The organism is Laceyella tengchongensis, assembly GCF_900182735.1.
In the GTDB taxonomy this organism is placed as follows: Bacteria; Bacillota; Bacilli; order Thermoactinomycetales; family Thermoactinomycetaceae; genus Laceyella; species Laceyella tengchongensis.
Genome location: NZ_FXTU01000005.1, coordinates 22,485 through 41,589 on the forward strand (window position 1 = coordinate 22,485; position 19,105 = coordinate 41,589).

The 19,105-nt window shown below is 47.9% G+C and carries 18 protein-coding genes, 1 tRNA gene and 1 other annotated feature; of the genes, 4 read left to right on the forward strand and 15 right to left on the reverse strand.

What is annotated here, in order from left to right; all coding sequences use genetic code 11:
• Positions 1–83 precede the first annotated feature (83 nt).
• From QQZ12_RS11055 to QQZ12_RS11065, 3 genes are all read right to left on the reverse strand, one after another.
• Positions 84–965: a hypothetical protein gene (locus tag QQZ12_RS11055; protein ID WP_284724444.1), complete on the reverse strand. Its 882-nt coding sequence runs from the start codon at positions 963–965 to the stop codon at positions 84–86.
• Between the two features lie 94 nt (positions 966–1,059).
• On the reverse strand, positions 1,060–1,476 hold the full coding sequence (locus QQZ12_RS11060; RefSeq protein WP_102991136.1) for an ArpU family phage packaging/lysis transcriptional regulator: 417 nt from the start codon (positions 1,474–1,476) through the stop codon (positions 1,060–1,062).
• A 161-nt stretch (positions 1,477–1,637) separates the two neighbouring features.
• On the reverse strand, positions 1,638–1,988 hold the full coding sequence (locus QQZ12_RS11065; protein ID WP_348651545.1) for a DnaB-like helicase C-terminal domain-containing protein: 351 nt from the start codon (positions 1,986–1,988) through the stop codon (positions 1,638–1,640).
• On the opposite strand from QQZ12_RS11065, the gene QQZ12_RS17110 reads away from it, so the two are divergent.
• Genes QQZ12_RS17110 through QQZ12_RS11075 form a run of 3 tightly spaced genes read left to right on the forward strand, consistent with a single transcriptional unit; the run spans position 1,951 to position 3,877 of the window.
• Positions 1,951–2,271, forward strand: coding sequence for an ImmA/IrrE family metallo-endopeptidase (locus tag QQZ12_RS17110; RefSeq protein WP_416332432.1), 321 nt, complete (start codon positions 1,951–1,953; stop codon positions 2,269–2,271). The two genes, QQZ12_RS11065 and QQZ12_RS17110, sit on opposite strands and share 38 nt — an antisense overlap.
• 16 nt (positions 2,272–2,287) lie before the next feature.
• Positions 2,288–2,716: a hypothetical protein gene (locus QQZ12_RS11070; RefSeq protein ID WP_102991135.1), complete on the forward strand. Its 429-nt coding sequence runs from the start codon at positions 2,288–2,290 to the stop codon at positions 2,714–2,716.
• Complete coding sequence (locus tag QQZ12_RS11075) at positions 2,717–3,877, forward strand: site-specific integrase (RefSeq protein WP_284724445.1); 1,161 nt, start codon at positions 2,717–2,719, stop codon at positions 3,875–3,877.
• A gap of 109 nt (positions 3,878–3,986) precedes the next feature.
• Here QQZ12_RS11075 and QQZ12_RS11080 read toward each other — a convergent pair.
• The 6 genes from QQZ12_RS11080 to guaB form a co-directional block, all read right to left on the reverse strand.
• Positions 3,987–4,076: transfer RNA gene (locus tag QQZ12_RS11080), tRNA-Ser, on the reverse strand.
• Between the two features lie 114 nt (positions 4,077–4,190).
• Positions 4,191–5,471 carry a serine--tRNA ligase gene (serS, locus tag QQZ12_RS11085; protein ID WP_284724446.1) on the reverse strand — a complete coding sequence of 427 codons (1,281 nt, stop codon included), beginning with the start codon at positions 5,469–5,471 and terminating at the stop codon, positions 4,191–4,193.
• 44 nt (positions 5,472–5,515) lie between these two features.
• Positions 5,516–5,744: a binding site (T-box leader), on the reverse strand.
• A 32-nt stretch (positions 5,745–5,776) separates the two neighbouring features.
• On the reverse strand, positions 5,777–6,367 hold the full coding sequence (gene pdxT / locus QQZ12_RS11090) for a pyridoxal 5'-phosphate synthase glutaminase subunit PdxT (RefSeq protein ID WP_102991132.1): 591 nt from the start codon (positions 6,365–6,367) through the stop codon (positions 5,777–5,779).
• A gap of 13 nt (positions 6,368–6,380) precedes the next feature.
• Positions 6,381–7,271, reverse strand: coding sequence for a pyridoxal 5'-phosphate synthase lyase subunit PdxS (gene pdxS, locus QQZ12_RS11095; RefSeq protein ID WP_022737269.1), 891 nt, complete (start codon positions 7,269–7,271; stop codon positions 6,381–6,383).
• Between the two features lie 96 nt (positions 7,272–7,367).
• Positions 7,368–8,609 (reverse strand): D-alanyl-D-alanine carboxypeptidase family protein, encoded by a 1,242-nt coding sequence (locus QQZ12_RS11100; RefSeq protein WP_102991131.1) that lies wholly within the window; start codon positions 8,607–8,609, stop codon positions 7,368–7,370.
• A 289-nt stretch (positions 8,610–8,898) separates the two neighbouring features.
• Complete coding sequence (gene guaB, locus QQZ12_RS11105) at positions 8,899–10,356, reverse strand: IMP dehydrogenase (RefSeq protein WP_102991130.1); 1,458 nt, start codon at positions 10,354–10,356, stop codon at positions 8,899–8,901.
• 399 nt (positions 10,357–10,755) lie between these two features.
• Here guaB and QQZ12_RS11110 point away from each other — a divergent pair, with 399 nt between their 5' ends.
• Positions 10,756–11,820 (forward strand): YaaC family protein, encoded by a 1,065-nt coding sequence (locus tag QQZ12_RS11110; RefSeq protein WP_284724447.1) that lies wholly within the window; start codon positions 10,756–10,758, stop codon positions 11,818–11,820.
• 15 nt (positions 11,821–11,835) lie between these two features.
• On the opposite strand, the gene gyrA is transcribed toward QQZ12_RS11110, so the two are convergent.
• From gyrA to dnaN, 6 genes are read right to left on the reverse strand one after another with little or no spacing between them, the layout of a single operon-like run.
• Positions 11,836–14,298 carry a DNA gyrase subunit A gene (gene gyrA, locus QQZ12_RS11115; RefSeq protein ID WP_102991128.1) on the reverse strand — a complete coding sequence of 821 codons (2,463 nt, stop codon included), beginning with the start codon at positions 14,296–14,298 and terminating at the stop codon, positions 11,836–11,838.
• A 31-nt stretch (positions 14,299–14,329) separates the two neighbouring features.
• A complete protein-coding gene (gene gyrB / locus QQZ12_RS11120) occupies positions 14,330–16,243 on the reverse strand; it encodes a DNA topoisomerase (ATP-hydrolyzing) subunit B (protein WP_102991127.1) in 1,914 nt (637 codons plus the stop codon).
• 50 nt (positions 16,244–16,293) lie between these two features.
• Positions 16,294–16,548: an extracellular matrix regulator RemB gene (gene remB, locus QQZ12_RS11125; protein WP_102991126.1), complete on the reverse strand. Its 255-nt coding sequence runs from the start codon at positions 16,546–16,548 to the stop codon at positions 16,294–16,296.
• Position 16,549: 1 nt separating this feature from the next.
• Positions 16,550–17,671: a DNA replication/repair protein RecF gene (recF, locus tag QQZ12_RS11130; protein ID WP_106341849.1), complete on the reverse strand. Its 1,122-nt coding sequence runs from the start codon at positions 17,669–17,671 to the stop codon at positions 16,550–16,552.
• Positions 17,672–17,685: 14 nt separating this feature from the next.
• Positions 17,686–17,901, reverse strand: coding sequence for a S4 domain-containing protein YaaA (gene yaaA, locus QQZ12_RS11135; protein WP_022737277.1), 216 nt, complete (start codon positions 17,899–17,901; stop codon positions 17,686–17,688).
• Between the two features lie 23 nt (positions 17,902–17,924).
• On the reverse strand, positions 17,925–19,058 hold the full coding sequence (gene dnaN / locus QQZ12_RS11140; RefSeq protein WP_102991123.1) for a DNA polymerase III subunit beta: 1,134 nt from the start codon (positions 19,056–19,058) through the stop codon (positions 17,925–17,927).
• Between the last annotated feature and the right edge of the window lie 47 nt (positions 19,059–19,105).

The window sequence follows — 19,105 nt, forward strand, 5'->3', positions numbered from 1 at the left end:
CTATTCACTACTATCATATTACATCCTTTAACAAGGAAATTGTCGCCAAAATCATGTCAAAAAGCTGCCCTATATATTACTATCTATTCTTGTGGTTTTAATGGTCCTATTTCTTCATATTTTAACTCCAAAAAGTCTACAGTTTTCTTTTCTTTATCGTACATAGGAATAAGAGAAAATATAGGTTTGTAACTTTTGTTATCTTTATTAAGCGGCGCAACAATATAGAAATCTCCATATGTATCAATAATCACCTTACGAATTAACTGGTTGTTTTTGCTTTGTTTTTGTTCAATAACATAGAATTCTGTTTGGCTATACGCTTTAAAATAACCATGAAAAAAAGGGAGAATTGGCAAAGCAGAAATAATAATGATAGTAAATATATTGGACAGAAGGTTCTTCTTTTCATTAACTGCTATCATTTTATCTTCTTTTATACGATAGCTTTTTATTCTTTCAACTATAGATAGTCCTTTCTGATCTCTAGTCTTTTTCCAAAAATCATAGGGTATAACAACAAATGATAACAAAGGAAATAATAAAAACTGTATCAACACTTCAGTTGGAAGTTTTAATGGAATAATAGATAGAACAGAAAATATTAAGAAGTAAAGGGAAATTATAAAATATTTTATTTTACGCGGTTTTTTGTATAAATAATATAAGCCTATATAATAAAATGTAAATGCATAGACTAATCTTGAACTAGGCTTTAACAGCTTCAACAATGTGATATCAATATAAAAATCTGGTATTTTATAAGCTGTATATAATGCAAAATAATAAACATATGTCCATATGTACCAAATCACGATTAGACAACCAATAAATAATTCTACTGCTATAAGTTGATGCCACCAAGCAGTTCCCCACTCAGTTGATAATTTAACTGGATTGAACCCGTTAACTATTTGCTGTTTCCGTTGTCTTCTTCTACGGCGAGCGGTTGGATTTACAGGCATATGTTCCCCCACCTATCACAAATGATTATTCTTAATTTTATTATAAATAGGCACTCTAGGTTCATCAAACTACCCAGAGTGCCTTTCTATATTATCAAATAATATTTAAAGTAAGTGCCAGCTTTCTAAGTGCCTCATTTTTCAATCGATAATAAGTGCGTTTATTCCACTCCAATTTTATACATACCATATTATCTGTTGGCCTAGATAAATCAAAATACCTCATTTCAATTATCATTCTTTCTTCTGAATTTAATGCCTGCAAAGCCCTCTCAATCCTCATAATTTGTAATTTCTTATCAGCTAAACGAATAGCATATTTTTCGGTCATTGAATTATATTCACTATACAATGGGCTAGTTTTCTCTTGATACACAGGTATATATGAAGGGAGTTGTTCCTCTTCAATTGCTAACTTTAAAATAGGATAATCTCTTAGTATCCTTTCTACTTGCTTACGATATTCTGGTTTTCTCCAAGATTTTGGCGCTTGCTTCTCTACTACTCCCAATCTATTTCACTCCTATATCTAAATACTATCTCACACAACTCGTCATATAGCTTTATGTACTTTTGGTATTCTACCGGCTTGATCAAAGGGTTTGCCAAATACTCTGCCCCTTTGACGATCCGCTCCAAAAGCTGAAAATATTCCTGTTCTGTCATTCCCCATCAGTCCCTTGGTGGCAAATCAACAAATTGTTGGTATGGGCCATAAAAGCCGTATCTAAAGCGGTTGACACCAACGTCCCGCCCTTTGGCGATAATGGATTGAATCACCTTTGATCCGGGGGCATATCTTCCGGGATCAGTGTCATCAGGATTTTCCCAAAGGAACTCGACCACATCCGCGTCTTGTTCAATATCCCCACTCTCGCGCAAATGCTCAAGCGATGGCTCAATAGCCTTTTTCCCTTCCCGGTTCATTTGGGCCAACAAAATAAACACGCAATCCAACTCCATCGCCAATCGTTTGGCCGCTTGGGTGACTTGTCTAGCCCATGAAATTTTCCATTGCTTGATCCATGTGGGTAATCAATTAAGTATGCCTGTTGCATTTATCAATCTGCAAGAAAATCAAGCTCGCGCCGGGGCTGCTCATTTATTAATGCCTCTTTGGATGATTTCCGAACTCGATTTCAATATGGATAGTATGGATCGCATACAACTAGCCCATTTATTAGCTAGTACATTTAACGTGTCTATATCTTTCGCAAATGAACGTATAAAATTAATCGATAGAAGGATAAAGGAGTTGTATATAAATAGGGATTACATGAAATTAAGAAGACTTATTCACTTATAGGCCGGAGGTTTAGTCAATGGGGAAAAGAGAGGTTGCAATTGTAGGTAAGGGATTTACCAAAGATTTTTTTGATGTAGATGCATTTGATTGCGATTTACACAAATATCCAATGCTCTGTGTAGATAAAAGCCATAGTGCCATTATAGCGTTTGAATTAGCTGATATGGGATTATCCCAAATGGGCCTTAAACCGGGTGACTATTTACTATTTAGCGATTTCTGCACAGACTCTGTTCACAACAAGATCATTCTTGTTCGTATGGAGGATAGATATATCATCCGATTAGCAAAAGCAATTTCGCCAGATACTTCAATTGTCGGCACACCGGGGGATATTTACCCATCAATGGTTCTACCATCAGAAAACATCAGGATCATCGGTGTCATGTCAGGTTTCATTAAGCCGCATGACAACTTAGAAATACTTCCGGGAGGGGATTTATAAATGAAAGGTCATATTGCCAAAAAAACCACTAAAAAAGGAACCGTCAGATATTATCCTGTTATTGAAGCGAAGGACGAAAAAGGGGAGAGAAAACGAAAATGGCTCAAAGGATTCAAAACCAAAAAAGAAGCCCAAAAACATCTTAATGAAATACTACATAAAATGGAAATCGGCACCTTTGTAGAACCTTCAAAGGTTACATTAGGGGATTTTTTAGGGCGCTGGTTAAATGATTATGCCAAAGTAAACACCGCTCCACGAACTTATCAAGGATATGAATATATTATTACTCAGCATATCATTCCACAAATCGGCCAGATAAAAATGGATCAGCTAAAGCCGTTACATATACAAGGCTACTACACGAATCGACTAACAGAAGGCCGAATGGACGGAAAAGGTGGGCTATCTAATCGTTCTGTACTTCATCATCACCGTGTTCTAAATGAAGCACTTAACCATGCAGTCAAATGGCAGTTGCTTCCTATCAATCCCGTCAATGCAATCACGCCACCCAAACCACAAAAGAAAAAAATCACGGTGTTAACAAAAGAACAGGTCATTTCCCTGCTTCAAGGAACAAAAGGATACAAATATTATTATCCAATCTATCTAGCCGTTAATACAGGGATGCGTAGAGGGGAAATATTAGGACTTCGGTGGGAAGATATCGATTTCAGCAACCATACTATCAGCATCAATCAAACCCTGCAAAAACTGAAGGGAATAGGATTACAGTTTAGAGACACAACCAAAACAGATGGTAGTAGAAGATCCATTGCAATATCGGAATCTGTAGTCGAAACATTAAAGAGATTGAAAACAGTTCAGGCAAAAAACAAACTTCGATTCGGGCCTACCTATCAAGATCATGACTTAGTTTTTTGCAACAAAGATGGCTCACCTTTTGATCCTGACAATGTTTCACGGGAATTTTGCCGTTATATAAAAAGACTAGAAATCCCTCACGTCCGTTTCCATGATCTTCGCCATACTCACGCTACATTACTATTACAGCAAGGTGAACATCCAAAAGTCGTATCTGAACGGCTAGGCCATTCAACCATTGCCATTACAATGGACATTTATTCTTCTCACGTCATGCCCAATATGCAAAAAGAAGCCGCCAAAAAATTTGACGACTTTCTGTTTGGTAACTGAAACCCTTTAGGCCAATAAAGGGTAGATAAATGGTAGAACAAAGAGGTTTTTAAAGGGGATTTCGCACCTCAAAATGAGAATCAAAAATCCCCAAAACCCTTGATACATTTGGCGGAGAGGGTGGGATTCGAACCCACGGATGCCTCACGACATCGGCGGTTTTCAAGACCGCTGCCTTAAACCACTCGACCACCTCTCCATGATGGTGAAAGTGAGTTACAGATATTAATTATACAGATTTTTTTGCGATTGTCAAATGAAAAAACAAAGTGGATCGGGAGCGGAACCATCAGGGTATCCGCCCCCTAAACACTTATTTCCCCAAAATTTCCAATCCGCCCATATACGGTTGCAACACTTTGGGAATGCGGATGGTGCCGTCGGCCTGTTGGTGATTTTCAAGAATCGCGGCCACGGTGCGTCCCACCGCCAAGCCAGAGCCGTTGAGGGTGTGCGCAAACTCCGGCTTCGCTTTGGCATCGCGGCGGAAGCGAATATTGGCGCGCCGTGCCTGGAAGTCGCCGCAGTTGCTGCAGGAGGAGATTTCACGGTATTGGCCGTTGCTCGGCATCCACACTTCCAAATCATACGTCTTGGTTGCGCTAAAGCCCATATCGCCAGTGCACAAGGTGATGACACGATACGGAAGCTCCAGCCGTTGCAATACCGTTTCGGCATTGGCTACCATCTTCTCCAATTCATCATACGATGTCTCCGGTTGGACGATCTTGATCATCTCTACCTTGTTAAATTGGTGCAAACGAATCAAACCACGGGTATCTCGGCCAGCCGAACCCGCCTCGGAACGGAAACAGCTCGTATACGCGGTGTAATACTTGGGCAGGTCATCGCCGTTCATGATCTCGCCTGCATGATAGTTGGTCACCGGCACTTCCGACGTCGGAATCAGGAAATAATCCTGATTGTCGGCCAATTTGAAAGCATCCTCCTCAAACTTGGGCAGTTGCCCCGTTCCCGTCATTGCCTGCCGGTTGACGATATAAGGGGGAATCATCTCTGTGTACCCATGTTCGGTGGTGTGCAAGTCGAGCATAAAGTTGATCAAAGCCCGTTCTAGCCGTGCCCCCAACCCTTTGTAGAAAACAAACCGTGAACCAGCGACTTTGGCCGCCCGTTCAAAATCGAGGATGTCCAGCTCCTCCGCGATTTCCCAATGAGGCTTCACTTCATAATCCGTTTGCGGCACCTCACCCCAAGTGCGAACCACCACATTTTCTTCTTCCGAAGTACCCACTGGCACGCTCTCATGTGGCATGTTGGGCAGAGTCAAGAGCAAGCCTTCCAATCGCTCATCCAACTGGCGCAGTTCTTCGTCCAACCGCTTAATCTCGTCCCCCACGCGGCGCATCTCCAAAATATGCTCTTGGGCATCTTCTTTGTTCTTCTTTTTCTCCGCGATTAATTTGGAAACGACATTGCGCTGGTTTTTCAACTGTTCAGTTTGCTGAATCAGTTCACGGCGGCGTTGGTCGAGATCGATAAACGCGTCTAATCCGGACAAGTCGCCCCCCCGCGTTTGCAACCGTTGTTTGACCTCTTCCAATTGGCCGCGCAACAATTTGATGTCTAACATCAAGGCACCTCCTATCATAAATCAAAAAAAGGGCCTCCATCCACAAAAGGGACGGAAGGCCCGCGTTGCCACCCTTATTGACCCATAAGCGCACACGCTTACAAGTCCGCTCTAACGAGATATCGGCTCGCTCCGTCAGCACTTAGGCGGGACGATCCCGCGGTCGCACCTCGCTCTGAGGGTGGATTCGCTGGCGACCCGGGACGACTCCCACCAACCGTCGCCTCTCTAAGCCGGCATCCTCCAGCTACTATTCCTCTTCATTGCGGTTCGCATCTTATAAAAATGTGTTGTTCTATTATATCCTATTTTGCCACATTTGTAACCATCGATTCGCGCACCATCTCAACAAAATAGGCGTGAAAACGGACATCATCCGTCAACTCTGGATGGAATGCCGCGCAGAGCAACCGATCCTGTCTCGCCGCCACGATTTTGTCTTCGATGACCGACAGCACTTCCACACCCTCGCCCACTTTTTCTATATAGGGGGCACGGATAAAGACTGCTGGAAACACATCAGCCACGCCCTTGATCGCCAAGTCCGCTTCAAAGCTTTCACGCTGGCGTCCGAAGGCATTGCGCTTCACATCGATGTCCATCAAATCGAGATGGGGTTCGTCTAGGTTCTCCACCCGTTTGGCGATCATGATCAGTCCTGCACATGTGCCGAAAATGGGTTTCCCCTGCTCATGCAGTCGCATGATCGGCTCCCGCAATCCATATTGCCGCATCAGCTTGCCGATCGTGGTCGACTCGCCGCCCGGGATCACCAATCCGTCCAAGTCGGCCAGTTCTTCAGCACGTTTGACCGCCACCGCTTCCGCCCCGGCCAATTCAAGCAAGCGGATATGTTCCCGCACTGCTCCTTGCAAAGCGAGTACACCAATCTTCATCGTTCGAAACCTCCTACCAACCGCGTTCTTGCATCCGTTCAGCCGCGCTCAGTTTGGAGATTTCCAGACCGGTCATCGGTTCTCCCAAACCTTTGGACACTTCTGCGATTAACTCGAAGTCTTCATAATGGGTAGTCGCCTGCACAATGGCTTTCGCGTATTTCTCCGGATTCTCCGATTTGAAGATACCCGAACCGACAAAGACACCATCTGCGCCCAGTTGCATCATCAACGCTGCGTCGGCCGGAGTTGCCACCCCACCGGCTGCGAAGTTAACCACAGGCAGACGGCCGGTCTCGTGAATTTGCAACAGCAATTCAAACGGCGCACCCAATTGCTTAGCTTCTGCCATCAACTCATCACGAGACATGCTTTTCACTTTGCGGATCTGGCTTTGCATCATACGCATATGGCGAACCGCTTCCACGATATTCCCTGTGCCTGGTTCTCCTTTGGTGCGGATCATGGAAGCCCCTTCACCAATACGGCGCAAAGCTTCACCCAAGTCGCGCGCCCCGCAGACAAAAGGCACCGTGAATTGCGATTTGTCGATGTGGTACAAGTCATCTGCAGGTGTAAGCACTTCACTTTCGTCAATGTAGTCTACACCCATCGCTTCCAACAGGCGCGCTTCCACGAAATGCCCAATCCGCGCCTTCGCCATTACGGGAATGGTTACCGCATTCATCACTTCTTCGATGATCGTTGGATCCGCCATGCGGGCCACCCCGCCGGCCGCACGGATATCTGAAGGAACGCGCTCTAGCGCCATAACTGCCACAGCACCAGCTTGTTCCGCTATTTTCGCTTGCTCCGCGTTGACGACGTCCATAATTACGCCGCCTTTTTGCATTTCGGCCATGCCGCGTTTTACCCGATCAGTTCCTGTCTGGCGAGTTGTCATCTTTGTTGCCCCCTATAGCCTTATCAAAATGGTCGAGAGGCGATCTGCCTTTCCTCTCTCATTTATTATAAAGAATTATGGCCATTTGAAAACAACCTAGTTAAACCAGCCCTTGATCGTATCTCCTGCTTTGCGGAAAAACAGGCGGAACTCACTAGCTTGTTCCACTGGTGCAGCGGCGACCATTTGGATCGGTGCTACCCCTTTGACAGGCTGATTTTTGTACAGCAATCTCGCCTCGCCAACCACATCCCCTTTGTTGAGCGGGGCTTGGACACCCTTGTTAAACGTCACTTGGATGGTGTAATTTTCCTCTTCACCGATACGAGCAGGGACCACCAGCTTTTCACTGGCTACCACGGGAACGGTCCGTTCCACCCCATTAGGAAGGGCGAGCGTTTCTTTTCCCCGAATCTTGCCATTCTGGGCGATCCATTCCTTTGGTTGGAAGGAGCCGAAGCCATAATCCAACAACTTCTTGGTCTCCGCAAACCGTGCATGGTCGGAGCCGGTGCCCATCACAACTGAAATCAATCGATAACCTCTTTGTTCGGCCGTCCCTGTGAAACAATATCCGGCACGGTTGGTATGTCCCGTCTTCACTCCGTCGACGCCTTCATAAAATTGGTTAAACCCTGGCAGCATTTTGTTCCAGTTTGGTTTTTTCTGAGCGTGATCCGTGCCTTCAAAGAACGTGGCCTCCGTCATGGCGGTGGTTTGCAACACTTCCGGATAAGTGCGGATCAATTCTCTCGCCAAAATGGCCGAATCCCGGGCTGACATCACATGGTCACCAGAAACTTGAGGTGGATCAGGATACAAATGCAAGTCCAAACCAGAAGCGCAGCGATAATGAGTATGTACCATGCCTAAAGCCTGCGCTTTTTGGTTCATGAGCTCCACGAACCCTTCTTCCGTTCCCCCCACATGTTCCGCAAGAGCCACAGTCGCATCATTGGCAGAGTAGACCAACATCGCCGTGAACAACTCTTTTACCGTCACCTTTTCGCCTGCTTTAAGAAACAGCTGGGCTTCTTCAATGTTGGCAGCTCGTTGACTGACGGTGACTACATCTTCCCACTTCAGTTTGCCTTCGTTGATTTTATCCAACACAACAAAAGCCGACATCATCTTGGTCATGCTGGCTGGCGCCCTCTCTTCATCCGCCTTAAACTCCCCCAGAACGGCGCCCGAGTCAAAATCCAGCAAAATATATGACTTCGCTTTGATATCCGGGGTCAATTCCTCTGCCGACACTGCGATCGGCAAGAAGAAAAGGGCGGATATGGACAGCAAAACAAAAAGCGCGATCATTCGCGCAATGCGCATAGATTTCATTTTTTGTCCTCCCACCCAAAATCATTTTAAAACAAGCGTGCCGATCCGCCATATTTAAGCTGAAAATGGAGAGCTGAATGATGAGCCGAGGGCTTTGCTGTTTGTATCAGAGAGGCCCTCGATCCGTCGTTCAGCATCCCTTTCCATTTCATGGCTGATCGACTCACGTAATTTATAAATGAACATTTATATTCAAAAAGGACGATAATCTGATATTAAATATATCAGAAAAGGAGAGCAAAAAGAAATGAACAAGCAGAAAAGTTCTGCTTGTTCACAAAAACGCCGTTTATACGTGGTAGTTTGGCGCTTCTTTGGTGATTTGTACATCATGCGGATGACTCTCGCGCAAGGAAGCTGAAGTGATGCGGATAAACTGGCTTTTCTCCTTCAGATCAACCAGCGTAGCAGCACCGCAATATCCCATACCAGCCCGGATTCCCCCGACCAATTGGTAGACTGTATCAGCCAATGGCCCTTTGTATGGTACACGTCCCTCAATGCCCTCAGGCACCAGCTTTTGCTCGTTTTCTTGGAAATAACGATCCTTGCTTCCCGCTTGCATTGCACCGATTGAACCCATGCCGCGATACACTTTGAAGCGGCGTCCTTGGAAGATTTCCGTTTCTCCTGGAGATTCCTCCGTGCCGGCAAACAAGCTACCCAACATCACCGCATCAGCGCCTGCTGCCAACGCTTTGACGATGTCCCCAGAATAACGGATTCCGCCATCGGCAATAATCGGCACGCCATACTGACGGGCTACGTTGGCACAATCATAGATCGCGGTCACTTGGGGCACGCCGATTCCCGCAACCACGCGAGTGGTGCAGATCGATCCTGGGCCGATACCCACTTTCACCACACTGGCGCCCGCTTCAATCAAGTCGCGCGTACCTTCGCCGGTGGCCACGTTTCCAGCGACGATAACGAGATCGGGGTATTGCGCTCTCAACGCGCGAACCGTTTCCAACACACCTGCCGAATGACCATGAGCCGTATCTACCACAATCAAGTCCACTTCCGCTTCTACCAATGCGGCAACACGACGCATGGTATCTTTGGACACGCCAACCGCTGCCCCAACCAACAGGCGCCCTTGGCTGTCTTTGGCTGAATTGGGGAAGAGGGTTGCCTTTTCAATATCCTTAATCGTAATAAGCCCTTTAAGGATGCCCTGATTGTCAACCAGCGGCAATTTTTCAATCTTATGTTGTTGCAAAATCACTTCCGCTTCAGCAAGTGTCGTCCCCACAGGTGCCGTGACGAGATTTTCTTTCGTCATCACTTCAGAAATGGGGGTGGAAAAATTACGCACAAACCGCAGGTCACGGTTAGTGAGGATTCCAACCAATTTGCGTTGTTCATCGACGATCGGCACGCCCGAAATGCGGTATTTAGCCATCAATTCTTCCGCTTCGTGCACTTTATGTTCAGGCGTCAAATAAAAGGGATTGGTAATCACTCCGCTTTCGGAACGTTTAACCCGATCCACTTCTTCCGCCTGCTCTTCAACTTTCATGTTTTTATGAATGATTCCGATGCCACCTTGTCGCGCCATGGCAATGGCCATCGCTGACTCGGTGACGGTATCCATCCCCGCACTGATCAAAGGTATGTTCAACTGTACCTTGTCCGCCAGCTTGGTGGCCACACTGACATCGCGCGGCAAAACTTCAGACTTGGCCGGAACTAACAACACATCGTCAAATGTGAATCCTTCTTTGGCAAATTTCTCTTCCCACATACCTCACTATCCCCTTTGGCCCTGAGTTTTTTTTGCAAGTTTAACAAGCCTTACACAATACTGTCAAGAATTCGCCCGACAAACATTGGTTTTCCACGAGCTTCCCGAAGTTATCCACAGGAACTGTGCATAACTATGGCGATATTGTGGATAACTTGTGGGATACTTGTTTTTTTATTTCCAAGGAAATAATTGCGGTTCGGTGCTCTTCTTGTGGTGTAGTATGTCCATAATGCCATAAGTCATTGGTATCCTGTGTCCACCGTTTCGCTTTCCAGAGGGCGAACCCTCATCGCTTTCGCAACTTTTCCGGCCACACTTTAACTCAGTTATAGCATGCAACTTTTTTTCTTACAATAAGCGTAGCTAAAGCCCCATGGATAGGGAGGTGACACGCACATGGACATTCAGTCAATCAAACTCATCCGCACTGAAAATCCCGACCGTTGGTTGTGGGCAGCATTCATGCCCTTCCAAAACGAAGAAACGGCTCGCCGCTATCTGATGGACGTTTATTCCCGCGCCCAGGCAGAGCATCCCGACCATTTGGCCTACCGCAATGTGCCTGCCTTCACCTCATACATGAAACAGGCCGTTGCCCTGATCCAAGATAGCGGCCGTAGTAACCAGCCTTGGGCTCGCCCCATCCTGCTTTATTATGGCATGATGAGCATGTTCAAAGCGTGGCTTTTGACCCGCCTGCCCGATTACCCCCAAAACGCCACGGTTTTACGTCATGGACTGTCCACCCGCAAAAGAAAGCGGAACGGCTTTCGCTTTGTTGAAGATGACATCCGGATTCAACGAGAAGGGTTGTTTCCCCTCGTCGCGGAAGCACTTCATCTCCCTGCACAAACGGGTGAAAGTTATACGGCCAAAGACCTGTTTGGTTTTATTGCGGAATTGCAACCGGCCTATCGGCTCCTTTTTGAACAGGAAAGCTTAATCCCTGTGTTTTTTTCGCGTTCTGACGATGACATCCTCCTACACATCCCCGAACGGGTGCAGGATTACTTTCATTGCTCTGCGGAGCGCCTTGCGGACAAATTGAACCGCGTGGGCTCCATCGCCTTTTACGCAGTGGAATTCGGCAAAGCTGCCGGTCATCTGACATTGCGGATGACGATTGACCCAAGCTCCACCGACCTTTGTACCGCGGAATCCGTCTGGTTAAATTTCCAGCACCCTTGGTTTTATGAAGACAAAAAGGGCGACCATTACCTGTGGTTAGGAAATGGCCGCCCTATCGCTCCGATCCCAGAGCTTTTAGCTCACCTGATGTTGCTGTTTTCTCTTAGCATGTTGTGTCGGTATGATCCGCCGCTATGGGGAGAAATCATGTTGGACAACCAACATGCTGAGCAAATCCTCATCAATGAATTGCTTGATTTAGTACCACGGAAATTCCCGCAGCTGATGCTAGCTATCTTCACCGGGGAGAAATCCGTCTTACGTGTCGAGTGAGGGATCACACCCCGCTCACTCTTCGGTCGGCGCAGAGGCGGCTTCCAACTCACCTTCATCATCATCGGTGTTCACTTTAGCCACCGCCGCCACTTCATCATCGTCCAGCTTAATCAGTCTCACGCCTTGCGCATAGCGACCCATGATAGAAATCTCGTTCACATTGAGGCGAATCACAATGCCGGACTGGGTGACAATCATGAGATCCTCATCGTCGGAAACCACTTTGTGTCCGATGACATCCCCTTTTTTCTCTGTCAAGCTGAGTGTTTTAATACCTTTACCACCGCGGGATTGCACACGGTATTCTTCCATCGGTGTGCGCTTACCATAGCCGTTGCGAGTAACGATCATCACGTTTTTGTCCGGGATGACGATATCCATATCAATGACCCGGTCGTCCTCACCCAAGGTGATCCCTTTCACCCCGGTGGCGGAACGTCCCATTTCCCGCACTTCCATCTCAGGGAAACGGATAGACATACCGCCTTTGGTTCCCATGATGACTTCCTGATTCCCGTCAGTCAAACGGACACCAATCAATTCGTCGCCGTCGCGCAGATTGATCGCGAACAAGCCGTTGCGGCGAATGTTTTCAAATTCGCTGAGAGCGGTCTTCTTGACCACCCCTTCTGCGGTGCCGAAGAAGAGATATTGGTTGGCGGCGAATTCTTTTACCGGAATGATCGCTTGAATCCGCTCATCCTGATCGATTTGGATCAGGTTGATGATCGCCGTTCCTTTGGCTGTCCGTCCTAATTCAGGCACTTCGTAAGCTTTCAAGCGATACACTTTCCCTTTGTTGGAAAAGAAAAGCAGATGATTATGGGAATGGGTGACAAAGATGTGTTGGACAAAGTCGTCATCACGTGTCCCCATGCCGGTGATCCCTTTGCCACCGCGGCGCTGAGCCCGGTAGGTGGAAAGCGGCATCCGCTTGATGTATCCCCGATGGGTCATCATGATTGCCACTTCATCTTCCGGAATGAGATCCTCTTCCTCGATGTTGTCCACGTCCACCTTGATCATGGTGCGACGCTCATCTCCATAAGTTTCCTTGATTTCGATGATTTCTTTGCGCAGAACCCCACGGATTTTGCCTTCATCGGCCAAGATGGCCTTCAACTCCGCGATCAGCTTCTGCAACTCTTGGTATTCGCTTTCGATTTTTTCACGTTCCAAACCAGTCAACCGGTGCAAACGCATATCCAAGATCGCTTGCGCTTGCTTCTCGCTCAAGCCAAACGATTCCATCAGGCCGGTGCGAGCCTCAGCCGTATTGGCGGACGACCGGATCAGGGCGATGACCTCATCGATCTGGTCAAGCGCAATCCGCAACCCTTCCAGGATGTGGGCCCGCTCTTCCGCCTTGTTGAGTTCGAATTGCGTGCGTCTGCGAATAACTTCAACCTGATGCAAAATGTAGTAATGCAATACTTCTTTCAGATTGAGCACTCGCGGCTGGCCATCGACGAGAGCCAGGGTGTTTACGCCGAAGCTCGTTTGTAAGCTGGTATGCTTAAAGAGATTGTTGAGAACCACCCGCGGATTAACGTCACGGCGTAATTCCACCACCACGCGCATACCATTGCGGTCCGACTCATCGCGCAAATCGGTGATGCCCTCAATTTTTTTGTCGCGCACCAAATCGGCGATTTTCTCAACCAGTTTAGCTTTGTTGACTTGATACGGCAGTTCTTCAATAATGATCCGCATCTTGCCGTTGCCCGCTTCTTCAATGCGCGTTTTAGCCCGGATCTGAATGCTACCGCGACCCGTGCGGTATGCCTTTCTTATGCCATCATAACCAAGGATGATGCCCCCGGTCGGGAAGTCAGGACCTTTGATGATCTTCATCAAGTCGTCCACGGTGGCTTCCGGATTTTCTAGGAGCAGCAAAATCCCGTCAATCACTTCCCGCAGGTTATGGGGAGGAATATTGGTTGCCATCCCCACGGCGATCCCCGATGCTCCGTTCACAATCAAGTTGGGGAAACGCGCCGGCAACACAAGCGGCTCTTCTTGCTGCCCGTCATAGTTGGGCCCGAAATCAATGGTGTCCTTCTGAATGTCCCGTAGCATTTCCATGGTGATCGGGGCCATTCTGGCCTCGGTGTAACGCATGGCCGCCGGGGGGTCGCCATCGATCGACCCGAAGTTCCCATGTCCGTCAACGAGCGGATAACGGTAGGAAAAGTCCTGAGCCATCCGCACCATCGCATCATACACCGCCACATCTCCGTGAGGGTGGTACTGCGCAGTCACGTTACCGGTGACACGGGACGATTTTTTGTACGGTTTGTCAGGGGTCATTCCCAACTCATACAGCGTGTAAAGAATTCGCCGATGCACAGGCTTTAACCCGTCACGCACATCGGGAAGAGCACGGCTGACAATGACGCTCATCGCATAATCCAGGAAAGAAGTTTTCATTTCCTGGCTGATATTTATTTTCTGTATCCTTTGCATATCTGCCATCTTTTCATCTCCCCGTTACTTACCCACTGCTCTATACATCGAGATTCGCCTGATTCGCGTATTCCTGGATGAACTCGCGCCGCGGTTCAACCCGGTCGCCCATCAGCATCTCAAATACCGAATCCGAATCGATCGCATCTTGGAGGGACACTTGCAACAATGTTCTTGATTCCGGATCCATCGTCGTTTCCCACAGCTGGGTTGCGTTCATCTCGCCCAACCCTTTGTACCGCTGGATTTCGATTTTCCCGTTCTTTCCTTCAATTTCCTTGAGAATTTCTTCTTTCATCCGGTCATTATACGCGTAACGAATCGTTTTGCCTTGCGTGATTTTATATAAAGGCGGCTGTGCGATGTACACGTAGCCGTGTTCGATTAACGGGCGCATGTAGCGGTAGAAGAATGTCAACAAAAGGGTACGGATGTGCGCCCCGTCGACATCGGCGTCCGTCATGATGACGATTTTATGATAGCGCGCTTTTTCGATATTGAAGTCGTCGCCGATACCCGTTCCCAAAGCGGTGATAATGGTGCGGATCTCTTCGTTGGACAAGGCCTTGTCAAGCCGAGCCTTCTCTACGTTGAGCACCTTCCCCCTCAGGGGCAAAATCGCTTGGAACATCCGGTCGCGCCCTTGTTTGGCCGTTCCTCCCGCAGAGTCCCCCTCCACAATGAACAATTCGCTTTCAGCGGCGTTCCGCGAGGTACAGTCAGCCAATTTCCCGGGCAATGAGCTTACTTCAAGGGCATTCTTCCGGCGGGTCAACTCGCGCGCTTTCCGGGCCGCTTCCCGTGCCCGTGCAGCCATGACCGCTTTGCCGATCACTTTCTTCGCCACCGCTGGATTCTCCTCCAGGTAGGTTTGGAAGTGTTCGGTAAACAGTTGCTCCGTCGCCGATCTGGCCTCACTGTTGCCCAATTTGGTTTTGGTCTGTCCTTCGAACTGTGGGTCAGAAATCTTGACACTGATGATCGCGGTCAAGCCTTCGCGCACGTCATCACCAGTCAAGTTGCTGTCGTTATCTTTCAGCAAGTTGTTACGTCGGGCATAATCGTTGATAACCCGTGTCAACGCCGATTTGAAGCCGGCCTCGTGCGTTCCACCTTCATGGGTGTGAATATTGTTGGCGTAAGAGTAGATGTTGGAGGAGAAAGAATCATTGTATTGCATAGCGATCTCCGCTTGAATCGACTCTTTCTCGCCTGAAATATAAATCGGCGGTTCGTGCAACACTTCCCGATTGCGGTTCAAGTGTTCAACATAGGATTGAATGCCGCCTTCATATTGGAAGACGACGTGTTTCCCTTCACCGCGTTTATCCTCCAACACAATTTTGATGCCCCGGTTTAAAAACGCTAATTCTCTAAGCCGGGACTGTAGCGTCTCAAAATCATAAACCGTCGTCTCGGTAAATATGGTGGGGTCCGGTTTAAATGTCACCGTTGTCCCTGTTTCTTCCGTTTCGCCGACGACTTGCAAGTCATGTTCCGGCACCCCACGCCGATATGACTGGCGATGGATTTTGCCTTCCCGCTTTACTTCAACTTGCAACCATTCGGACAGGGCGTTAACGACAGATACGCCTACCCCGTGCAACCCGCCGGAGAACTTGTACCCTTCCCCGTCGAATTTCCCACCGGCATGCAATACGGTCAACACCACTTCTACAGCCGGGCGGCCCATTTTGGGATGAATCCCGACCGGAATACCGCTTCCGTTGTCAATGACGGTCACGCTGTTATCTTCGTTGACGATCACTTGGATCGTATCGCAACGACCAGCCAGCGCCTCGTCAATGCTGTTGTCCACTACTTCCCACACCAAGTGGTGCAATCCGCGGCTTGATGTCGAACCGATGTACATCCCGGGACGTCTCCGAACAGCTTCTAAACCTTCAAGTACCTGAATCTGTGTTTCATCATAATTGGTTTTATTTACGGACACGTTTGGTCACCTGCTTCCTTATCCAGAACTACTTGAAATCCAACCACAGGTCATTTCCACGGCTTCTGGCTCTGATCCGCCCTTTTTTTCAAGGTGGTTGATGAGATGGGCGAAGCGAACACGCGATCTTTGGTAATCACGTAGGACTTGACCTCATCTGGGGAAATGTGTTCCAGCCTCCCCGCTTTTTTGGCTAATTGTACAAAATGCGCCTCATTGGGCGCTTGTTCCGTCGCGCCTGCATCCAAGATGGCCACCACCTCCCGAATGCATATCATGCGACTGCCTCCCAGGTGAATAAACACCTTATCCCCCCAGTTCTGTGATGCTCCCTTGCCGCACCTGATAAATGCGGGCCCGCGCAATCGTTTCGGGGTCAATCCCCTCCAAGCCGGTCGTGGTGACAAATGTTTGCACTTTCCCGCGAATCGCCTCAAGCAAATGCGTTTTGCGTGAATCATCAAGCTCTGACAACACATCATCTAATAATAAAATTGGATAATAGCCCGTTTCTTGGCGGATGAGTTCAATTTCAGCCAATTTCAGGGACAAGGCGGCGGTGCGCTGCTGTCCTTGAGAGCCGTACAAATGCAAATTTAATCCGTTTACAGACAAATAAAGGTCATCCCGATGCGGTCCGACCAGCGTGCTGCCGCGCATCAGTTCTTTATCCCTCTTCTGTTCCAATTCCTGTTTCAGTAGGTTACCCCATTCTTGTTCATCTTGCAAAGCGGATATCGGCAAGGAAGAGCGGTACTCCACCAGGAGTTCTTCTTGCTGGCGGGTGATCGCGCGGTGGATCTCTTTGGCCCATTCTTGCAAAGAGGCGAGGAACTGAAAGCGTTTTTTCCACAATTGAACGGAGATGTGGATAAACTGTTCATCCAACACCTCCAGCAACGAAAACTGAGCGTTTCTTTTTTGCGCCAACTGCTTCAACAAGCTATTGCGCTGCGTCAACAGTTTGTTCAGTTGGGTCAGGTTGTGCACATAAGTGGGGCTGACTTGCCCGATCTCCATATCTAAAAAGCGCCGCCGGATTTGCGGGCTTCCTTTGACGATAGCGAGATCTTCTGGAGCAAAAAGGACAGCGGGCAACGTGCCGATGTATTGGCTCAGCTTTCGCTGTTCGATGCCGTTTCGAATCACTTTTTTCCCTTTTTCGGAAAGTTTTACTTCGAGGCGCACGCCCTGCTGTCCTCTTTTTACGCTCGCTTTGATGTTTGCATGATTTTGGCCAAACTGGATGAGATCCTTGTGTGAACGGGAACGGTGGGATTTCCCCAACGCCAAACAATACAACGATTCAAGCAGATTGGTCTTCCCTTGGGCGTTGGGGCCCACAAAGAGATGAAGCTCTTCCGGACAGGAAAGAGAGACATCACTTAAATTACGATAATGTTTGCATTCCAAGCTTTCTACACGCAAGCGGGGTTCCTCCCTTAGTCTTGAACCACTTGCACCGAACCAAAACCATCCACTGCCACAATATCTTGTGGATAAAGCTTTCTTCCCCTTCTCGTTTCCACTTCACCGTTCACTTTCACTTCAACATCCATGAGGAAGTGCTTGGCCTGTCCTCCACTGTCAATCATATCTAACATTTTAAGCAATTGGCCCAGTGTAATATAAGAGCCTTCTATGTGAATTTTTTTCAAAATGGCAAACCCTCCTATGCCCGTCATCGGGTGCGAATGGGGACGATCAAGTGCAAAGAATCCTCGCGGGCAGTGGGCAGGATGAGAAACGGCGTCATCGGTCCGGTGAATTGGATGCGAATCTCGTCGCTTTCAATCGAACGGAGGGCCTCCATCATATACCTCGCATTGAAAGAGATGCTCAGCTCTGGTCCATTCACTTTCGCGACCACTTCTTCCGTAACGCTTCCGATATCTTGAGCGGCGGAATTAACTTCTACTTTTCCGTCTCTTAACGTCCATTTTATCACATTATCCCGTCCATCCCGACTAATAAGCGACGCACGATCAACGGATTGTAACAATTCTTTGGTGGAAGAGATCAATTCCGTCTCCCCATTTTGCGGAATGACACGATTGGTGTCCGGATACATCCCTTCCAACAATCTGGAGTAAAATTCCAATCCATCTGTTTTGGCAAGCAGTTGGTTTTCGGCGACGATGATATCCACAACCCCAGTGTAATCGGCCAATGTTTTAGCAAGCTCTGACAAGCTTTTGCCAGGAACGATCACATTGCTGAGCGAGATATCCTCGGAGCCCTCCACGCTAGCCTGCTGCTTGGACAAGCGGTGGCTATCTGTTGCCACACAGGTGAGAACTCCCCGCTCCAATTGAAACAGCACACCTGTCAACACCCCACGCGCTTCATTGGTTGCCACCGCAAAACCGGTTTGGCGGATCAAGGACTTCAACGTGTCTGCAGAAATGCTAAACATCTGGTCTGTGGATAAGTGTGGCAACCGCGGATATTCTACTGGATCAAATCCGTTCAAATGAAATTCGGCTGTTTCGGAGCGAATCGTTGCTTGGAATTTCTCATTGACCAGCCATTCTACTTGATCACCAGGGAGTTTGCGCACCAAATCGGCAAAAATCCGCCCGGGCAGAACGACACTACCCATTTTTTCCACAAATACTTGTTCTAAATCATCTTTCTTCTTGGGTACACGTACTTGAATGGTGATATCGGAATTACTCCCCGTCAGAGCGAGTCCCTCTTCATCGGCTTGAATTTTCATCCCAGTCAAGATAGGAATGGTTGTCTTGGAAGATACCGCTTTGGATACTTGCGATACGGCATCAACCAGAGCTGTTTTGGCCACACGGAACTTCATCATTCATCCTCCTTGTATGTAAAAACAAAATATAAAAGGAAAGGGGA

What these genes read in the sequence shown, in the direction of transcription:
- pdxT (WP_102991132.1), bottom strand. Translation starts at nt 6,367, where the DNA reads ATGAAGATTGGTGTACTCGCTTTGCAAGGAGCAGTGCGGGAACATATC.
- QQZ12_RS11110 (WP_284724447.1), top strand. Translation starts at nt 10,756, where the DNA reads ATGGACATTCAGTCAATCAAACTCATCCGCACTGAAAATCCCGACCGT.
- guaB (WP_102991130.1), bottom strand. Translation starts at nt 10,356, where the DNA reads ATGTGGGAAGAGAAATTTGCCAAAGAAGGATTCACATTTGACGATGTG.
- QQZ12_RS11100 (WP_102991131.1), bottom strand. Translation starts at nt 8,609, where the DNA reads ATGAAATCTATGCGCATTGCGCGAATGATCGCGCTTTTTGTTTTGCTG.
- QQZ12_RS11070 (WP_102991135.1), top strand. Translation starts at nt 2,288, where the DNA reads ATGGGGAAAAGAGAGGTTGCAATTGTAGGTAAGGGATTTACCAAAGAT.
- QQZ12_RS11055 (WP_284724444.1), bottom strand. Translation starts at nt 965, where the DNA reads ATGCCTGTAAATCCAACCGCTCGCCGTAGAAGAAGACAACGGAAACAG.
- QQZ12_RS11075 (WP_284724445.1), top strand. Translation starts at nt 2,717, where the DNA reads ATGAAAGGTCATATTGCCAAAAAAACCACTAAAAAAGGAACCGTCAGA.
- gyrA (WP_102991128.1), bottom strand. Translation starts at nt 14,298, where the DNA reads ATGGCAGATATGCAAAGGATACAGAAAATAAATATCAGCCAGGAAATG.
- dnaN (WP_102991123.1), bottom strand. Translation starts at nt 19,058, where the DNA reads ATGAAGTTCCGTGTGGCCAAAACAGCTCTGGTTGATGCCGTATCGCAA.
- pdxS (WP_022737269.1), bottom strand. Translation starts at nt 7,271, where the DNA reads ATGACAACTCGCCAGACAGGAACTGATCGGGTAAAACGCGGCATGGCC.
- serS (WP_284724446.1), bottom strand. Translation starts at nt 5,471, where the DNA reads ATGTTAGACATCAAATTGTTGCGCGGCCAATTGGAAGAGGTCAAACAA.